The organism is Conexibacter stalactiti (assembly GCF_033542075.1).
Lineage (GTDB): Bacteria > Actinomycetota > Thermoleophilia > Solirubrobacterales > Solirubrobacteraceae > Conexibacter > Conexibacter stalactiti.
The window spans coordinates 18263-35447 of record NZ_JAWSTH010000069.1 but is presented as its reverse complement, the minus strand read 5'-3'; the positions used below and the strand labels follow the sequence as shown (position 1 = coordinate 35447).

General features: G+C 73.2%; 18 protein-coding genes. 1 reads left to right on the top strand and 17 read right to left on the bottom strand.

Features of this window, described 5'->3' with window-relative positions:
* The 12 genes from R7226_RS21530 to R7226_RS21475 all read right to left on the bottom strand — a co-directional run.
* Positions 1-337, bottom strand: a 337-nt coding sequence (locus tag R7226_RS21530) for a biotin/lipoyl-containing protein (RefSeq protein WP_318599377.1), incomplete at its 3' end; no start/stop codon positions are given.
* A 28-nt stretch (positions 338-365) separates the two neighbouring features.
* A complete protein-coding gene (locus tag R7226_RS21525) occupies positions 366-1319 on the bottom strand; it encodes an ABC transporter permease (protein WP_318599376.1) in 954 nt (317 codons plus the stop codon).
* Positions 1316-2329: an ABC transporter permease gene (locus R7226_RS21520; protein ID WP_318599375.1), complete on the bottom strand. Its 1014-nt coding sequence runs from the start codon at positions 2327-2329 to the stop codon at positions 1316-1318. The genes R7226_RS21525 and R7226_RS21520 overlap by 4 nt, the downstream gene beginning before the upstream one ends.
* The gene (locus R7226_RS21515) at positions 2326-3831 is read right to left on the bottom strand and encodes a sugar ABC transporter ATP-binding protein (protein ID WP_318599374.1); all 1506 of its coding nucleotides are present in this window, start codon (positions 3829-3831) and stop codon (positions 2326-2328) included. Before R7226_RS21515 ends, R7226_RS21520 begins: the two co-directional genes overlap by 4 nt.
* Before the next feature lie 5 nt (positions 3832-3836).
* Positions 3837-4976 carry a substrate-binding domain-containing protein gene (locus R7226_RS21510; RefSeq protein WP_318599373.1) on the bottom strand — a complete coding sequence of 380 codons (1140 nt, stop codon included), beginning with the start codon at positions 4974-4976 and terminating at the stop codon, positions 3837-3839.
* A gap of 35 nt (positions 4977-5011) precedes the next feature.
* The gene (locus R7226_RS21505; protein ID WP_318599372.1) at positions 5012-6205 is read right to left on the bottom strand and encodes a Xaa-Pro peptidase family protein; all 1194 of its coding nucleotides are present in this window, start codon (positions 6203-6205) and stop codon (positions 5012-5014) included.
* Entirely contained in the window at positions 6202-7071 is an 870-nt protein-coding gene (locus tag R7226_RS21500) for an SMP-30/gluconolactonase/LRE family protein (RefSeq protein ID WP_318599371.1), read from the bottom strand. Before R7226_RS21500 ends, R7226_RS21505 begins: the two co-directional genes overlap by 4 nt.
* Complete coding sequence (locus tag R7226_RS21495; protein ID WP_318599370.1) at positions 7068-7874, bottom strand: SDR family NAD(P)-dependent oxidoreductase; 807 nt, start codon at positions 7872-7874, stop codon at positions 7068-7070. The genes R7226_RS21500 and R7226_RS21495 overlap by 4 nt, the downstream gene beginning before the upstream one ends.
* A complete protein-coding gene (locus R7226_RS21490; protein WP_318599369.1) occupies positions 7871-8878 on the bottom strand; it encodes an ABC transporter permease in 1008 nt (335 codons plus the stop codon). Before R7226_RS21490 ends, R7226_RS21495 begins: the two co-directional genes overlap by 4 nt.
* Entirely contained in the window at positions 8875-10437 is a 1563-nt protein-coding gene (locus tag R7226_RS21485; RefSeq protein ID WP_318599368.1) for a sugar ABC transporter ATP-binding protein, read from the bottom strand. The genes R7226_RS21490 and R7226_RS21485 overlap by 4 nt, the downstream gene beginning before the upstream one ends.
* A 50-nt stretch (positions 10438-10487) precedes the next feature.
* The gene (locus tag R7226_RS21480; RefSeq protein WP_318599367.1) at positions 10488-11531 is read right to left on the bottom strand and encodes a sugar ABC transporter substrate-binding protein; all 1044 of its coding nucleotides are present in this window, start codon (positions 11529-11531) and stop codon (positions 10488-10490) included.
* 56 nt (positions 11532-11587) lie between these two features.
* Positions 11588-12535 carry an ABC transporter permease gene (locus tag R7226_RS21475; protein WP_318599366.1) on the bottom strand — a complete coding sequence of 316 codons (948 nt, stop codon included), beginning with the start codon at positions 12533-12535 and terminating at the stop codon, positions 11588-11590.
* 238 nt (positions 12536-12773) lie between these two features.
* Between R7226_RS21475 and R7226_RS21470 the strand changes: the two genes are divergently transcribed.
* Complete coding sequence (locus tag R7226_RS21470; RefSeq protein ID WP_318599365.1) at positions 12774-13820, top strand: LacI family DNA-binding transcriptional regulator; 1047 nt, start codon at positions 12774-12776, stop codon at positions 13818-13820.
* On the opposite strand, the gene R7226_RS21465 is transcribed toward R7226_RS21470, so the two are convergent.
* Genes R7226_RS21465 through R7226_RS21445 form a run of 5 tightly spaced genes read right to left on the bottom strand, consistent with a single transcriptional unit; the run spans position 13817 to position 17180 of the window.
* Positions 13817-14569 carry a FadR/GntR family transcriptional regulator gene (locus tag R7226_RS21465; protein ID WP_318599364.1) on the bottom strand — a complete coding sequence of 251 codons (753 nt, stop codon included), beginning with the start codon at positions 14567-14569 and terminating at the stop codon, positions 13817-13819. The genes R7226_RS21470 and R7226_RS21465 overlap by 4 nt on opposite strands.
* A gap of 10 nt (positions 14570-14579) precedes the next feature.
* A complete protein-coding gene (locus R7226_RS21460) occupies positions 14580-15386 on the bottom strand; it encodes a cyclase family protein (RefSeq protein WP_318599363.1) in 807 nt (268 codons plus the stop codon).
* On the bottom strand, positions 15383-15622 hold the full coding sequence (locus R7226_RS21455) for a hypothetical protein (RefSeq protein WP_318599362.1): 240 nt from the start codon (positions 15620-15622) through the stop codon (positions 15383-15385). Before R7226_RS21455 ends, R7226_RS21460 begins: the two co-directional genes overlap by 4 nt.
* Positions 15619-16020, bottom strand: coding sequence for a Rieske (2Fe-2S) protein (locus R7226_RS21450; protein ID WP_318599361.1), 402 nt, complete (start codon positions 16018-16020; stop codon positions 15619-15621). The genes R7226_RS21455 and R7226_RS21450 overlap by 4 nt, the downstream gene beginning before the upstream one ends.
* On the bottom strand, positions 16020-17180 hold the full coding sequence (locus tag R7226_RS21445) for an amidohydrolase family protein (RefSeq protein ID WP_318599360.1): 1161 nt from the start codon (positions 17178-17180) through the stop codon (positions 16020-16022). Before R7226_RS21445 ends, R7226_RS21450 begins: the two co-directional genes overlap by 1 nt.
* Positions 17181-17185 lie beyond the last annotated feature (5 nt).

Below are 17185 nucleotides of genomic sequence, written 5' to 3'. Positions count from 1 at the left end.
ACGCCGCCGTCGCCGCGGCCGCCTGCGCGCCGCTGGGGTCGCCGCCGTTGGAGGCCCCAGGGGCCGGCGCCGCGGCGGCGACGGCCTTGGCCCCGCCGTCCGCGGCGCCGCCCGGCGCCGCCCCGTTCTCCTGCTCGCCGGGGGCGAGCACGCGCGTCAGCAGCGCGCCGGTCGGGACGGTCTCGCCCTCCGCGACCAGCAGTGCGCCGAGCAGCCCCGCGGCCGGCGACTCCAACTCGGCCGTCGCCTTGTCGGTCTCGATCTCGGCGATCTCCTCGCCGGCCTCCACCACGTCACCCGGCTGCTTGAGCCAACGCAGCAGGGTGCCCTCCGACATGGCCATCCCCATCGCCGGCATCACAACGTCATGCATCCGGGCTTCCCCTCTTCTTTCGTGTCACATTGAGACCGGCCGCGTAGACGGCCGCCAGCAGGATCAGGCCGTAGGCGATCTGCAGCCAGGCCGTCCCGAGCGAGAACAGCGGCAGCAGCGACGCGACCAGCGTCAGCACCAGCGCGCCGGCGACCGTGCCGGCGTAGTGGCCGCTGCCGCCGAGGATCGACGCCCCGCCGACGGCCACCGCGACCGCCGACGAGAACAGGTACGGGTCGCCCATCGTCAGGAACGCCTGCCCCGTGAAGCCCATCACCAGCAGGCCGGTGACGGCCGCGCCGAGCGCCGAGATCACGTACGGCGCGACCAGCACGCGGCGGGCGCGCACGCCGGCCAGCTCGGCCGCGCGGCGGTTGGCGCCGATCGCGTACAGCCGTCGCCCGAACGTCGTCAGTGACAGCAGCGCGCAGCCGAGCGCGATCACCGCCGCCCAGATCCACAGCTGCGTCGGCAGGCCGAGCGTGTCGCCGAGCACGAAGTCGGTCAGCCCTTGCGGCGGGTTGGCCGAGATGCCGCCGTCGGTGTAGACGAGCAGCAGCCCCTGCAGCGCCCCGTTCATGCCGAGCGTCATGATGATCGGCGGCACGCCCGCGTAGGCGACGCCGATCCCGTTCAGCAGGCCGACGACGAGCGCGAGCGCCAGCACGAGCGCGATCGCGACGCCGAGTGGCCGCCCCTCGGCGGTCATCACCGACGTCAGCACCGCCGCGCCGGTCAGCGTCCACGGGACCGACAGGTCGATCCCGCCGGTGAGGATGCAGAGCGTCTGGCCGAGGCCGATGATGCCGATGAACGACGCGTAGACGAGCATCGTCTTCAGCTGGCTGGGCGCCGCGAAGTCGAGCGAGTGGAGCGTGCCGACGGCGAACAGCAGCAGCGCGATCGCGTAGGCGGTCAGGACGGTGCGGTGGCGGGCGAGGCTCATGCGGCACCCCGGCGGCGCTTGAGCTGCGCGGCGATCGAGCTGACGGTCACCGCGGCGATCAGCAGCGCGCCCTGGAAGAAGGTGCTCCAGAACGACTCCAGCTGCAGCGCCGCGATCAGGTCGGGGATCAGCAGGAAGGCGATCGCGCCGACGATCGAGGCCGCCGCCGAGCCGGTGCCGCCGAAGATGCTCGTCCCGCCGAGCACGACGGCGGCGACCGAGCTGAGGATGAAGGGATCGCCGGCGGTCGGCGAGCCCGAGCCGGTCTGCGCCGCGATCCAGACGCCGGCGAGCGCGGCGAAGAGGCCCGACAGCACGTACGCCTGGATCGTCCGCCGCGCGATCGGGACGCCGATCAGGCGCGCGCGCTGCTCGTCGCTGCCGATCGCGCGCAGGTCGGTGATCAGCCGCGTGTGCCGCAGCCAGCCCCACAGCGCCAGCAGCAGCGCGACGACCCAGACGGCCTTCGGCACGCCGAGCACGCTGCCGAGCAGCGCCTCGCTCAGCGCCGGCGGCGAGGCACCGCCCTCCTGCGGCAGGATCAGCAGCGCGACGCCGCCGAAGATCGACCAGGTCGCGAGCGTGACGATGAATGGCTGCAGCCGCGTGACCGCGACCGCGACGCCGTTGATCAGCCCGGCGACGCCGCCGAGCGCGACGACGGCGGCGATCAGCAGCCAGAGCGTCGCGCCGTCGGCGCCGCGGGTCGCCAGCAGCGCCGTCGCGGTGCTGATCACGCCGCCGACCGCGAGGTCGATCCCGCGCGTGAACATCACGAGCGTCTGCCCGAAGGCGACGAGCGCCAGCGGCACGACCGCCGAGAAGCGCACGTCGACGGCGCCGGGGCCGTCGATCAGCGCCGGCTGCAGTGCCCAGATCGCGCCGCCGAGCACGGCGACGTAGAGGTAGGGCATCCAGGCGGCGAGGCCGGCGCGGCCGGCCGCGCGCAGCAGCCGCTGCAGCGGGCGCCCGCCGCCGTCGATCCGCGGGTCCGCGGTCGTGGCGCTCATGCGTGCGCCTCCTTTCGGCGGCCGCCGACGGCGGCCGCGACGATCTCCTCTTCCGAGATCTCGCCGCTCAGCTGCGCGCGCACGACGCCGTCGTGCAGGACGAGCACGCGGTCGGCGAGGGCGGCCAGCTCGGCCGCGTCGCTGGAGTAGAACAGCACCGCGACGCCGGCCGCGGCCTGCTCGCGCATCAGGCGGTAGATCTCGGTCTTGGTCCCGACGTCGACGCCGCGCGTCGCGTCGTACAGCAGCAGCAGTCTCGGCGAGCGCGCGAGCACGCGGCTGAGCAGCACCTTCTGCTGGTTGCCGCCGGAGAGCCCGCCGACCGGGTCGCGCACGTCGGCGACCTTGATCTGCAGCTCGCCGACGGCGCCGGCGACCAGTCTGCGCTCGCGCGCGCGGTCGACGACGCCGAGACGGGAGATCCCGCCGAGGCTGCCGAGCGAGATGTTGTCGCGCACGCCGAGCGTCAGGCAGAGCCCTTCGGCGGCGCGGTCCTCGGGCACGAGCGCGATGCCGGCATCGAGCGCGGCGGCGGGGCTCGCGCAGCGCAGCTCGCGAGCGCCGAGCAGCACGCTGCCGGCGGCGGGGACGGTGCCGAACAGCGCGCCGAACAGCTCCGCCTGCCCCTGCCCGTCGAGGCCGCCGACACCGACCAGCTCGCCGTGGCGCAGCTTCAGGTCGAGCGGCTGCAGACGCGGCGGCGCGCCGAAGGAGCGCAGCTCGCAGACGACCTCCGCGTCGCGCGCGGCCGGCGCCTTCGGCGGGTAGATCCGCTCGACCGCGCGGCCGAGCATCAGCTCGACCAGGCGCGCCTCGGGCAGCTCGCCGATCGCGCCGCCGCCGACGTCGGCGCCGGCGCGGAAGACCGTCACGCGATCGCACAGCGACTCGATCTCGGCGAGGCGGTGGGAGATGAACAGCGCGCAGCCGCCGGCCGCCGCGAATCTGCGCACGAGCGCGAACAGCCACGCGACCTGCTCCGGCAGCAGCGCCGAGGTCGCCTCGTCGAGGATCAGCACCTGCGGCTCGTGCAGCAGCGTCTTGACGATCTCCAGCACCTGCCGCTCGGCCAGCCGCAGCTCGCGCACCGGCCGCGACACGTCGCCGGCCGGCAGCTCGAAGCGCGCGAGCGCGTCGCGCGCGGCGGCGTGCAGCGCGCCGGTCGAGATGCGGCCGGCGCGCACGCGCGGCTCGATCCCGTACAGCAGGTTGGCCGCGACGCTGAGGTCGGGGATCAGGCTCAGCTCCTGGAAGACGGTGCCGATGCCGGCCCGCCGCGCCTCCTGCGGCGAGCGCGGCCGCAGCGCGCGCCCGTCGAGCGCGACGCTGCCGCCGTCGGCGCGGACCGCGCCCGAGAGGATCTTCACGAGCGTGCTCTTGCCCGCGCCGTTCTCTCCGACGAGGCCGTGGACCTCGCCGGAGCGGGCGCTCAGCGACGCCCCGCGCAGGGCTCGGGTGCCGCCGTAGGACTTCTGCACGTCGCTGAGGACGAGGTCGCGCATCGCGCTCAGCCGGCCGCCTGCTCGGCCGTGATGTCGTATTCGTCGAGCGTGAACGGCAGCGCGAGGCCCGGGGGCAGCTCCTCGTAGGCGTTCGTGCCCAGCTCGATCTGCTCAATCGCGATGTTCCCCGGATTCTCCGCCGGTCTGAACTCGTCGGCGTTGGTGACGAACAGCGTCACGGGGACCGGCACCTGCTCGCTCGTCGGCGGGGTCTCTCTGCCCTGCGCCGCGTCGAGGCCGAGCTTCATCGCGATCTGCACGACGGTCGGCGGGCCGGCCAGGACGGCGCACTGCGCTCTCTCCTTCAGGCAGCCGACCAGCTCGCCGTTGTAGCCGTAACAGGTGGTCGCGGGGACGGTCGAGATGCCGGCCTGTCTGAACGCCTTGAAGGCCGGGTTGCAGTAGCCCTGCGTCATCACGCCGGTCGCGTCTCTGTTGCCGACGAGCAGCTGCGAGATGCCCTGCTGCTCGGGGCCGGGCGCGTACTTGCCGTCGAAGGAACCGGCGACCTCGACGTCGCCGCCGCCCAGTTCGAGCCCCTCCATGAAGGAGTCCTCGATCTCTCTGGAGACGGGCGCGCCGGGCAGGCCGCGGTCGACGAGGATCTTGCCCTTGCCGCCGAGCACCTGGTCCATCCACTGGCCGACGACGAGCTGGCCGTCGGCGTGGCTCTGCGCGACCTTCCAGGCGCACGGCTCGGTCACGACCTGATCGAACGAGACGACTCTGATGCCGGCGGCGCAGGCGCGCTTGAGCGCGGGGTTGAGCGCCGTCGGGGAGCCGGCGTCGACGAGCAGCACGTCGGGTCTGCCCTGGATGATGTTGTTGAGCGAGGCGACCTGCGCCTGCGTCGTGTTCTCGGCGTTGACGACCTCCAGCTCGACCGTGTCGGCGAACGGCGGCAGTCTCGCGGTCAGCTCGGCGAGCTTCAGCATCTGCGGGCGGAAGTCGTTGCCGAGGAAGTTGTTCGAGATGACCATCTTGATCTTCTCGCCGCCGCTGGCGCCATCGCCGCCGGCGGCGCTCGTCGACGCCGACGACGACGAGTCGGAGTCGGAGTCGCTCGATCCGCAGGCGGCGAACGTGAGCGCCGTCAGGCATGCGAGGACCGCGACGGGCAGCGCCCGCCTCTTCAGCGAATTCATCGTTTCGTTCTCTCCTCTAGTTCTGCGTGGTCACGTCAGATGCCCCAGGGGAACTGCGACAGGACCTCCGGGCCCTGCTCGGTGACGAGCGCCATCAGCTCGGCGCGGGCGCCGGTCGGCGCCTCCTCGCCGGCATAGACGCCCGGCTCGACCGCGAAGACCATCCCGGCCTCCACCACCGTGTCGTCGTAGAAGACGAGCCGCGGCAGCTCGTTGACGGTCACGCCGATCTGGTGGCCGCTGTAGTGCGCGTAGCCGAAGCCGTGCGCGGCCATCGTCTCGCGATGCGCGACCGCGGCCTGCGACGCCTTGGCGCCCGGCCGCAGCTCTGCGATCGCGGCCGCGCATGCCTCCTGCGCCGCACGCGCGTAGCGGCGCTGGTCGTCGCTCGGCTCGGCGCCGAAGACAACCGTGTTGGTGCAGTCGGCCCAGTAGCCGTTGACGCGCGGGCTGATGTCCATCAGCCCGGTGTCTCCGGCCGCGATCGTGCGCTCGAACGGCCCGTTGGGCCAGGTGAGCGCGCGCGTGCGGGCGCCGACGGTCAGCTCACCGGTGACGGTCAGCGGACCGCCCGCGAGCCGCTCCATCGCCGTCGTCACCTCGCCCCACACCTCCAGCTCGGAGGCGCCGGCGGCGGTCGGGGCCAGCTCCAGCAGCCGCAGATGGCCGGCCGCGGTGACCTGCGCCGCGAACCGCAGCCGCTCGATCTCCTCGGCCGTCTTGATCATCCGCGCCTGCGCCAGCGGGGGTCCGGCGTCGGGCGCGTCGAGCGGCAGGCCGAGCGCGTCGAGCACCGCGACCGGCAGCGCCCGCCGCTCGACCGCGATCCGCCCCGCGCCGTCATCGCCTCCGCCTCCGCCGACGCCGCTGCGGAGGCCGGCGGCGGAGAAGGTGCGCCGCAGCGCGGCGGTCAGCTCGGCCGGGTGGTCGACCGGGTCGACCATGCCGAGCGTGCCGAAGCTCTCCGGCGCGCCGATCCGCGACCCCTTCGCGGCGCTGCCGCCGTAGACGTCGGCGACGACCAGCCAGGCGGCCTGCTCGCGCGCCGAGACGACGGCGTAGGCGACCGGGGCCCGCTCGACGATGTCTGCGAACGGGCCGACGATCAGCGGCGCCTCCCATCCGCTCACGTAGGTGACGTTGCTCGGCGAGGCGAGCAGCGCCCCGTCGAGACCGGCGTCGCGCAGCGCCGCGCAGGCGCGCGCGAGCGGTGCATGGGGAGCGCTCATCTCGTCTGCCCTCCTTCGAGGTCGAGCCGCAGCCGCCACAGGCGGCCGGCGAAGTCGTCGCTGCGATCCCACGCGGTGGTGGCGTCGGTCGCCCACAGCGCCGTGCCGTCGAAGGCGCAGTTGGAGAGGATCAGGTCCTCGGCCCAGCTGAGCCGCGAGACCTCGCGCTCGCCGTCGGCGCCGGGTGCCACGACGTGCAGGCCGCCGGAGAAGACGCTCGCGACGACGACCGTCCCGTCGGCGGCGATCGCGAAGCCGTCGCCGGTCCCGTCGGCGCCGAGGTCGGCGACGATCGCGTCGCCCTCCAGCGCGCGCAGCAGGTGGGTGTGGGTCTCGACCCACAGCAGCCGCCCGTCAGGGTCGAAGCCGATCCCGTTGGGATAGACGTTGCCGAGCTCGCGAACGATCTCGGTCGCGCCGTCGGCATGGCGGCAGATCCAGCCGCGCACGTCGCCGTCGGGGTCGTAGTCGCCGGGATCGGTGAACCAGAGCGCCCCGTCGGGGCCGACGCAGAGGTCGTTCGGGCGCCGCAGCGGCCGGCCGCCGGCCGCGCTCGTGACGACCTCGACCGCCCCGCTCCGCGGGTCGAGCGCGACGATCGCGGGGGCGCGTTGCTCGGGCGCGAGCCAGTCGCCGAGCTTGCCGCCGTTCTGCGCGACGAGGATGCGGCCGTCGGCGCCGAGCGCGAGGCCGTTCGGCGCGCCGCCGACGTGCGCGAGCGTGCGCACCTCGCCCGCCTCCAGCACGGCGACCCGCCCCGCGTACTGCTCGACCCACGCGAGCCGGCCGGGCCCGAGCACGAGCGGCCCCTCGGGGAAGCCGAGCCCGCTCGCGACGACCTCGGCGCTGACGATCGCGGCGCTCATCTCGCTCCCTCCGGCTCGGCGCCCGTCGGCGGCTCCAGCCCGTCGAGCGGCGGCAGCGTCGCGCCGGTCGACGACATGCCGGCGTCGATCCGCAGCACGTGACCGTTGAGGTGGCGCGCCTCCGGCGACAGCAGGAAGGCGACGCCGGCCGCCACGTCGGCGGGCTCCAGCACGCGCCGCATCGGCGACAGCAGCTCCCAGCCCGCCAGCTCGGCGGCCGGATCGCCGGCGGCGTCGAGCATCGCGCGCGTCGCGGCGGTCAGGACGGCGCCGGGGGCGACCGCGTTGCAGCGGATCCCCAGCTGCCCGTACTCGACGCAGACGCCGCGCGTCAGCGCTTCGACGCCGCCCTTGGCGGCGGCGTAGGCGACCCAGCCGGGCAACGTGCCGTGGGCGTGGATCGAGGAGACGTTGACGATCGCGCCGGGCGCGCCCTGGCGCAGGAAGGCGCGCACCGCCTCGCGGCAGCCGAGCAGCGGCGCGCGCAGGTTGACCGCGAGCGTGCGGTCGATCCGCTCGTCGCTCTCGGCGTCGAAGCGGCCGTGCGTCGGGATCGCGGCGTTGTTGACCCAGCCGTCGAGGCGCGCGCCGGCGGCGGCTACCGCGGCGGCGAGCGTCGCCGTCTCCGTCACGTCGCCGACCAGCGGCACGAGCGCAGTCTCACCGCGCGCGAGCGCGTCGAGCCCGTCGGCGTCGGTGTCGAGCGCGACGACGTGCCAGCCGTCGGCGAGCAGCCGCCGCGCGATCGCCTCGCCGATCCCGGCCGCGGCGCCGGTCACGACGACCGTCCGGCGGGCACTCACGACCGTCCCTCCACCGCGCGACGGCGCAGCATGTCGAGCGAGACGAGCACGATCATCAGCAGGCCGACGACGACCGTCTGCCAGTTGGTCTCCAGCCCGAGCGAGACGACGCCGTTGGAGATCACCTGCAGCGTGACGATCCCGACAAGCGTGCCGAGCACGGTGCCGGCGCCGCCGAAGAGGCTCGTCCCACCGATCACGACGGCCGCGATCGACATCAGCTCCCAACTGCGCCCGACCGCCGGGTCGCCGGTGCCGAGGCTCATCGCCTGCAGCACGCCGGCGGACGCGGTGAGCACGCCCATCAGCACGAACGCCTGCAGCTTCACGCGCCGAGGGTCGATCCCGATCGTGCGCGCCGCCTCGGGATTGGCGCCGGTCGCCAGCAGCTTGCGGCCGAACAGCGTCCGCCGCAGCGTGAACTCGCCCAGCAGCACCAGCACGACGAGCACGATCACCATCACGCTGACTCTGTTGAAGGTCGTGCTGCCGGCCTCGGTCAGCGCGTCGGGCAGCGGGAAGATCGTGACGCCGTGCGAGAGGAAGTCGACGATCCCGCGGCCGATGTACAGCGTCCCGATCGTGACGATGAACGACGGCACGCCGAGGCGCGTCGTGACGAGGCCGTTGAGGAGGCCGAAGGCGACGCCGATCGCGAGCGCGGCGAGCACGCCGCCGGCGATCGGCCAGCCGCGCGTGACGATCAGGTCGGCGGCGACGTAGCCGGCCAGCGCGGCGACCGCGCCGACGGACAGGTCGAACTCGCCGCACGAGATCAGCAGCGTCTGCCCGACCGCGACGATCCCGACGAACGCGAGCGTGTTGAGGATCAGGACGAGGTTCGCGTAGCCGAGGAAGGCCTCGTTCGCGAGCCCGAAGGCGATCACTGCGACGACGAGCGGGAAGAGCACGGCGAGCGCCTGCTGCGCACCCGCGGCGCGGCGCAGCAGCGCCGGGCGCCGCGACGCCTTCGGCTCCTGCGATTCGATCGCGAGCTGGCTCATCGGTCGGTCCCTCCCTCGGCGGCGGCCGCCGTCGTCATCGCGGCGGCCATCAGCCGCGCCTCGCTCGCGTCGGCGACGTCGAAGCGGTCGCGCACGCGCCCGTCGCGCAGCACGACGAAGCGGTCGCAGATCCCGAGCAGCTCGGCCGACTCCGAGGAGACGACGACGATCGCGACGCCGGCCTCCGCGAGCGCGGCGATCAGCCGGTAGATCTCGGCCTTCGCGCCGACGTCGACGCCGACCGTCGGCTCGTCGAGCAGCAGCACCTTCGGCTGGGTCCCGAGCGCCCGCGCCAGCATCACCTTCTGCTGGTTGCCGCCGCTGAGGTTGGCGACCGGCGTGTCGACCGACGGCGTCGCGATCGAGAAGCGCTGCACCGCCTCGCGCGCGACGGCGCGCTCCTTGCCGGGGTCGATCACGAGCCGGCCGAGCGTGCGCAGGTAGGAGAGCGTGACGTTCTCGCGCACGCCGAGGTTGAACAGCAGGCCGGCGCGTTTGCGGTCCTCGGTCACGAGGCCGATGCCGAGGCGCAGCGCCTCGCGCGGCGAGCGCGGCCGCACCTCCTCGCCGTCGAGCACGATCCGCCCGGCGGCGACCGGCAGATGGCCGTAGACGGCGTTCAGCAGCTCGCTGCGGCCGGAGCCGACGAGGCCGCCGACGCCGACGATCTCGCCGGCGGCGACGGTCAGGCTGACGTCGTCGACGGCCAGCGCGCCGGCGCGGCCGGGGGCGCGCACGCTCAGCCCCTCCAGCCGCAGCAGCTCGCGCGGGGCGGTCTCGGGCGCCGGCGGGCGCGGCGGGTACAGCTCGGTCAGGCGCCGCCCGATCATCGAGCCGATGATCCGCTCGGGGTCGAACGCGTCGCGCTCGATCTCGTCGACGACGCGCCCGTCGCGCAGGACGGTGACGCGGTCGCAGAGGTCGACGACCTCGTCGAGGCGGTGGCTGACGAAGACGGCGGTGAGGCCGCCGTCGCGCAGGCCGCGGACGATCTCCAGCAGCCGCGAGGTCTCCTCGCGCGTGAGCGCCGAGGTCGGCTCGTCGAGGATCAGCACGCGCGGCTCGCGATAGAGCGCGCGGGCGATCATCACGAGCTGCTTGCTGCTGGAGCTGAGGCGGGCGACGGGCGTGCGCGCCTCCAGCGGCAGCCGCCGCGCCTCCAGGAAGGCGGCGGCGCGACGCTGCAGCTCGCGCGGGTTGACGAGCAGGCGGCCGTCGCCGCCGAAGCAGATGTTCTCGCCGACGGAGAGCGTGTCGATCACGCTCGTCTCCTGCGGCACGATCGCGATCCCGAGCGCGCGCGCGTCCTGCGGCGCGTGCAGCTCGACCGCGCTGCCGTCGACGCGCATGACGCCGTCGTAGGAGCCGGACGGGTGCAGGCCGTCGAGGATCTTCAGCAGCGTCGACTTGCCGGCGCCGTTCTCGCCGACGAGGCCGTGGACCTCGCCGCGGCGGACGCGCAGCGTCACGTCGTCGAGCGCGGTCACGCCGCCGAAGCGCTTCGTGATCGCCTCGAGCTCGAGCGCGTTGGGGGTGGGATGCGTCTGGGGACTGGTCATGATCGAAGGCCGGTGGGCACGAGGCCCACCGGCATCGGGGGTCTAGCGGCTCAGGTCCCCGCCTTCTCGAGGATCGCGTAGTAGTCGTCGACGTTGTCTCTCGTCACGATCGGCGACTCCGGCAGCACCTCGGCCTCGACCTGCTCGCCGCAGATCACGTCGCGCAGCGCCTCGACGGCGAGCGCGTGCTCGTCGAAGATCGGCTGCGCGACGACGGCGAACGCTCTGCCCGATCTGACGAGGTCGAGGTTCGGGCGCGTGTAGTCCATCCCGACGATCACGACGTCGCGACCGCTCTCGTCAGCGGCGCTGCTCCACGTCTTGACGCCGCCGCCGGTCGTCGAGAAGGCCGCCACGACGTCCTTGTCGCTCTGCAGGATCGAGCTGGCTCTGGCGATCGCCGCCGCGGGCTCGAAGCCCTCGATCTGCGACTCCAGCACCTTGACGTCCGGGAACTGCTCGGCCATCGCACTCTTGAAGCTCTCGGCCGCGAGGTTCTCGGTCGGGTTGAGGCTGCCCTGCGTGACGGCGACGACGCCTCTGCCGCCGATCTGCTCGCCGATCGCGGCGGCCGCCTCGGCGCCGTATCTCTCCGGGTCGGGACGTATGGTCTGGCTGAGCCCGAGCTTGTCGCCGTCGGGGACCGGGCTGTGCGTGACGACGACCGGGATGCCCTGGTCGGTCGCCTCCTTGATCAGCGGGTAGAGCGACGGGTCGAACGCCTGCAGGACCATGCCGTCGCTGCCCTGCGCCAGCGCCTGCTTGCCGAGCGCGAGCACTCTCTGCGGATCGGCGTCCTCGGTCAGCATGACCTCGCCGTCGAAGCCGAGCTCGTCGGCCTTCTCGCTGAAGCCGGCGGCCATCACCTGCAGCACCGGGTTGGACTTCAGCGGCCCGACGTACTGGATCTTCTTGCCCTCGACCGTGCACTCCTTCGTGCCGGCGGCGCCGGCGGTCGTGCTGGTCGCGGACGCCTGGGCGCTCGTGTCGGCGCTGCTCTCCTTGCTGTCGCCGCAGCCGACCGCGAACAGCGCGGTCAGGGCGCAGAGGCCGGCCGCGAGCCTGGCTCTGGGAATGAACGACGTAGGTGCCACGTGTGGTCTCTCCTCCGTGTGACTGGTGCGTTGATGCGACGTCGATGACATGGCGGTCAGGCGGTGCGCGTGCGGCGCAGCTGGTCGAGCGCGAGCGCGGCGATCATCACGACGCCGACGGCGACCGGCTGGAGCGCCGACTCGACGCCGGCGATCACGAGGCCGGTGCTGACGACCTGCAGGAACAGGACGCCGAGCAGCGCGCCGGCGACCGAGCCGATCCCGCCGCGCAGGCTGACGCCGCCGACGACGACGGCGGCGATCACCGACAGCTCCCACTCGATCCCGATCTGCGGGTCGCCCGATCTCAGGCGCGCCATCAGCAGCACGCCAGCGAGCGCGGCGAAGCCGCCGGTGATGACGAACGCGGCGATCTTGACGCGGTCGGTGCGGATTCCCGCCAGCGTCGCCGCCTCGGCGTTGCCGCCCGTCGCGTAGAGCCGGCGGCCGAAGCCGCTGCGACGGACGACCGCGTCGGCGACGAGCGCCAGCGCGGCGAAGACCCAGACGCTCAGCGGCAGGCCGAGGATCGAGCTGGCCAAGGTTCTGACGCCGTCGGGCAGCGGGTAGACCTCGCGGCCGTCGCTGATCACGTAGGCACCGCCGCGCGCGGCGAACAGCATCCCGAGCGTGACGATCAGCGCCGGCAGCCCGACCTTCACCGTCAGCAGCCCGTTGACGAGGCCGACGCCGAGCCCGACGCACAGCGCGAGCACGACCGCGAGCGCGATCGGCAGGTCGCTGCGCGTCATCAGCACCGCCGCGACGACGGCGCCGAGCGACGCGACCGAGCCGACCGAGAGGTCGAACTCGCCGGCGATCAGCAGCATCGTCTGGCCGATCGCGACCAGTCCGATGAACGCGATCGTGCGGATCGTCGACTCGACCGTCGCCCCGCTGGCGAAGGCGGGGCTGACGAGCGTGAAGATCACGATCGCGACCAGCAGCGCCACGATCAGGCTCAGCTCCGGCGACCGCAGCACACGTCCCCGCAGCGCGAGCACGAGCGTATCTCCGCCGCGAGGGCGGGAACCGTCTTCCACCACGTCTCTCCTGTTCTCCTCCAGGGCTGCCGAACGACCGCGACGCCGTCGACCCCTCTGCCGGGAACGTTGGGAACGTTCCCTATTGAGGTTCTAACACAGCGCGCCCTCCGCCGTCAACAAATTCACCCATTCGTTTCAGGAACGGTGATCTTCACCTCTTTGACGTATCCCTGCCAATCCTGGTAGAACCTCTCCAGTGACTGGGAACGATCCCAACGGCGGACGCCAGCGCGGCGTCACGATCATCGACATCGCGAGAGCGGCCGGCACGTCGAAGACGACCGTCTCGCGCGTCCTCAACGGCGAGGCCGGCGTCGCCCCGGCGACGCGCACCCACGTCACGAACGTGGCGGCGAGACTGGGCTACCGCGCCAACACCGCGGCGCGCTCGCTGCGCACCCGCAGCAGCGCGCTGATCGGCTTCCTCGTCCCGCATCTCAACGAGGTCTTCAGCCAGCAGGCCGAGCGGCTCTCCAACGAGCTGCGGCGCCACCAGGTCGACCTCGTCATCTCGACCTCCGGGTGGGATCCCGACGCCGAGGTCGAGATCGTCGAGCGGATGGCCTCGCGCGGCGTCGACGCGCTCGTGCTGTCGCTGACGAGCGACCGCAACCCCGACGTCGCGCGGCTGCTGCGCACGCTCGATCCGGCGCTCGTGCTGCTCGACCGCGAGGTCCGCGGGATCAGCGCCGACACCGTCCTGACCGACCAGTCCGGCGGCGTCGAGGGCGCCGTCGCCCACCTCGTCGAGCTGGGCCACGAACGGATCGGGCTGATCTCGATGACCGACGTCACCCGCCCCGGGCGCGAGGTGCCGGCGGCGTGGCGGCGCGGCGGGCAGCGCGCGGGGCTCGCCTTCGGGCCGGAGCTGAACGTCGCGCTGCCGCACTTCGACGCCGCCTCCGGTGCCACGGCCGCGGGCGCGCTGCTGCGCGCCGGCGCGACCGCCGTGATCGCCTGCGTGCCCGAGGCGGCGATCGCCGGGATGCTGTTCGACCTGCGCGACAGGGGCATCTCGATCCCCGGCGACCTCAGCCTCGTCGGCTACCACGAGCCGATCCTCGCCTCCGCGAAGGAGCCGAGGATCGCCGCGATCACGCGCGACTACGGCGAGATGGGCGCGATCGCCGGCCGGCTCGCGATCACGCGCCTGGCCAACCGCGAGCTGCGCCCACGCGTCGAGACGGTCCAGACCGGCTTCCTGCCCGGCTCCTCGACCGCCCCGCCGCGCGCGGGGCGCTAGGTCTGCGGCTGCCCGAACGCCGGATTGCGCTCGACGTGCTCGCGCATGCGATCGCGGGCGCCGTCGGAGTCGCCGTCGCGGATCGCCTCGGCGATCGCCTGGAGATCGTCGGCGACGGCGCCGCGGACGGACGCGTCGGCCTCCGCGCCCATCGCCATGACGCCCTCGCGCAACGGATGGTTGATCGCCTGCATGACCGCGACGCGCACCTGATTGCGAGCGGCCTCGGCGACGGCCTCGTGGAAGGCGACGTCGTGCTCGGCCAGCTGCTCCCAGGCACCGCCCGCGGCGGCCTCCGCGACGGCGGCGGCGAGCGCCAGCAGCCGCTCGCACTCCTCCGGCGTCGCGCGTCTGGCCGCCCACCACGCCGTCTCACCCTCGAAGCTGACGCGGAACTCCAGCAGCTCCGCGCGGCTCGGCGGCCGGAAGCGCAGCAGCGTCTCCAGCGCGTCGCCGACGTTGCGGCCGCTCGGCTCGGCGACGAAGATGCCGCCGTTGCGGCCCGGCCGCACCTCGACCAGCCCCTGCAGCTCCAGCATCCGCAGCGCCTCGCGCACGGTCGAGCGCCCGACTCTCAGCAGCTCGCCCAGCTCGCGCTCATTCGGCAGCCGGTCGCCGGGCGAGTAGCGGCCGCTCAGCAGTCCCTCGTGCAATTGACGCACGACCTCGTCGAACGAGCGCGTCACGCGCACGGCTGTGAAGGGATGCTCGGCGGCGGCGGACGCGGGCGGGTCGGGCGGCTGGCTCACGCCCGACAGCCTACGGCGCACCGCCGGATGGCACGATCGCGATCGGCCGCACCGGCGATCCAGTGCCGCCGACGTACTTCAGCGGCAGCACGACGACGGTGAATGCGGCCGGCGCGGCGCGTGCGAGCGCTTCGAGCTGGAGGTTCTCGACGATCGGGATCCCGGCGCGCACGAGCAGCACGACGTGGCCGGGCAGGATCGACTCGGTCACCTCGTCCCAGCGCTCGAGCGCGTCCCACACGACGTTGTCGGCGCCGACCGCCGCGACCCCCTCGGCCGCCAGCCACTCCGACCCCTCGCGCGCGATGCCGGGCGCGCGCAGGTACAGCTGCGGGTCGTCCCAGTGGGCGCCGTAGCCGGTCCGCACGAGCACGATCGAGCCGGGCGCGACTGGCGTCGGCGACGCCGCCGCGGCCGCCTGCAGCTCCTCGACGGAGATCAGCTCGTCGGGCGGCAGCGGGCCACCGCGCAACGCCGGCAGGTCGAGCAGCACACCCGGCCGCAGCAGCGGCGGCAGCGTCTCGACGCCGTGGACGGTGAAGCCGGTCGAGGTCTGCACCTCGGCGTCGACGCGGACGCCGCCGTGCATGCAGAGGTCCTCGGCCTGGTGGGAGAGCGCGTCGATGTGGGTGCCGGCGTGCTCGGGCGTGCAGATCAGCCCCGACGCGCTCGTGCGTCTGCCGAGACCGGGCTCGTGACGGCGGTGCAGGCCGAAGACGAGCCCCGGCGCGTGGACCGGCGCGATCGGATCGCCCATGCGGCGCGGCTGCTCCAGGTCGATCACGGTCGCGGCCGCGAGCTGCGCGACGAGGGTCATGGCGCAACCCCCTCACGGCGAGCGTTCAGCACGCCCGCCATGTTGTCCGCCCAGGCCCGTGCGGGAAACTCCGGGTCCTTTCCGAAGCGCACGAGCCAGTCCTCCACGTCGTCGTCGATCACGACGGCGTACGCCTCCTCGTCCTCAACGACGGCAAGCCGCCCGTCGACCGGCGTCCCGCTCCCGCCGCGCAGCAGCGGGACGCCCAGCTGCGCCGGCCGCGGCGCAGCGCTCATGCCGCGCCCGCGGCCGCCGCGCGCCGGCCGCCGACGCTCAGCAGCACCCGGCCCTCCGCGACGCGCACGCTGTAGCGGCGCAGCTGGATGTGCGGGTAGGCGAGGCATCTGCCCGTCGGCACGTGGAACTCGAGGCCGTGCCACGGGCAGGCGACGATCTCGCCGTCGTGGACCCACTCCTTTCTCCAGTCGCCGTCAGCCGCCTGGCGGAAGGTGCCGGTCAGCCTCGCGACCTCGCACAGCGGGCCGGTCTGGTGCGGGCAGACGTTCGGCAGCGCGTGCAGCTCGCCGCCGACGTTGAAGACGCCGACCTGCCGCCCGGCAACGTCGACGACCGTGCGCGAGCCGTCCGGGAACTGCTCGGCGGCGCCGATGTCGCGCTCCTCTCCCGGCGCCATCAGGCCACGCTCCCGCGCAGCTTGAGGCGGCGGCCCTGCGCGTCGATGTTGAACAGCTCGAGCGCGTTCTCACCGAACAGCTGGCGACGCTGCTGGTCGGTCATCGGGATCTGGTCGAGCTTCATCGGGTGGTCGAAGTCGTGGTGGGGCCAGTCGGTCGCGAACATGACGCGGTCCCAGCCGTCCATCAGCTCGATCATCTTCGCGACGTCGCCCATGTCCTCGGGCTCCTCGATCGGCTGCGTCGCGACCCACCAGTCCTTCAGGTAGTGGCTCGGCCGCTCCTCCAGGAACGGGCACTCGCGGCGCCGTTCGAGGTACTCCTTGTCGAGCCGGCTCATGATGAACGGCATGAACGAGACGCCGGCCTCGGCGACGGCGATCCGCAGCTTCGGATAGCGGATCGGGACGCCGGTCGTGATCATGTCGACGACGTTGGCCATGATCGAGAAGGTGTGGCTGCAGGTGTGGCGCGCCAGCTCGTTGTCGAAGCCGTGGTTGTTGAACGGGAAGACCGGGTGGGTGACGGTGACGCTGTGCAGCAGCACCGGCAGGTCGGCCGCCTCGGCCGCCTCCCAGATCGGGTCGTACATGCGATGGCCCCAGAGCGGGTCGAGGCCCGCGCACGGCAGGTAGACGCCGACGATCTCCGGGTGGTCGGCGTACTTCTCGATCTCGCGCGCGGCGTCGCGCGGGTCGTGCGGGCAGGCGACGATGCAGCCGAGCAGCTTCCGCTCGGTCGAGGTCCAGGTGTCGACGAGCCAGGCGTTGTAGGCCCGCGCGAGCGCGCTGGCGTAGTCGGTCTGCGTCAGCACCGGCAGCTTCAGCAGGTGGTCGGGGAAGAGCACGCCGATGTCGACGTGGAGCTTGTCGATCTCCGCGCGCATCTGGTCGGGCGTCCAGACGGTCCGCCCCGCGTCGTGGGTCGTCGGGAACTTCGCCTGGTAGTCGCCGGCCGAGACGCCGGGCGAGAAGCCCGGGATGTCGAGGTAGCTCTCGGCGGCGTCTCTGATGTGCTCCAGCGCCACCTTCCACGGCATGTCGCAGTAGGGCGCGAGCGCTCCCGGCGACTCGTGGACGTGCACGTCGGTGTCGACGATCAGCAGGTCGGAGAGGGGCTCGCGCACCGTCTGCGGCGGTCCCTCGGCTGTGGCTGACATCTCTT

Bases quoted from the DNA above. Each gene is read 5' to 3' on its own strand.
- R7226_RS21450 (WP_318599361.1), bottom strand. From the start codon at position 16,020: ATGGCGCCGGGAGAGGAGCGCGACATCGGCGCCGCCGAGCAGTTCCCG.
- R7226_RS21505 (WP_318599372.1), bottom strand. From the start codon at position 6,205: ATGAGCGCTCCCCATGCACCGCTCGCGCGCGCCTGCGCGGCGCTGCGC.
- R7226_RS21455 (WP_318599362.1), bottom strand. From the start codon at position 15,622: ATGAGCGCTGCGCCGCGGCCGGCGCAGCTGGGCGTCCCGCTGCTGCGC.
- R7226_RS21525 (WP_318599376.1), bottom strand. From the start codon at position 1,319: ATGAGCCTCGCCCGCCACCGCACCGTCCTGACCGCCTACGCGATCGCG.
- R7226_RS21515 (WP_318599374.1), bottom strand. From the start codon at position 3,831: ATGCGCGACCTCGTCCTCAGCGACGTGCAGAAGTCCTACGGCGGCACC.
- R7226_RS21500 (WP_318599371.1), bottom strand. From the start codon at position 7,071: ATGAGCGCCGCGATCGTCAGCGCCGAGGTCGTCGCGAGCGGGCTCGGC.
- R7226_RS21520 (WP_318599375.1), bottom strand. From the start codon at position 2,329: ATGAGCGCCACGACCGCGGACCCGCGGATCGACGGCGGCGGGCGCCCG.
- R7226_RS21490 (WP_318599369.1), bottom strand. From the start codon at position 8,878: ATGAGCCAGCTCGCGATCGAATCGCAGGAGCCGAAGGCGTCGCGGCGC.
- R7226_RS21460 (WP_318599363.1), bottom strand. From the start codon at position 15,386: ATGACCCTCGTCGCGCAGCTCGCGGCCGCGACCGTGATCGACCTGGAG.
- R7226_RS21510 (WP_318599373.1), bottom strand. From the start codon at position 4,976: ATGAATTCGCTGAAGAGGCGGGCGCTGCCCGTCGCGGTCCTCGCATGC.
- R7226_RS21485 (WP_318599368.1), bottom strand. From the start codon at position 10,437: ATGACCAGTCCCCAGACGCATCCCACCCCCAACGCGCTCGAGCTCGAG.
- R7226_RS21445 (WP_318599360.1), bottom strand. From the start codon at position 17,180: ATGTCAGCCACAGCCGAGGGACCGCCGCAGACGGTGCGCGAGCCCCTC.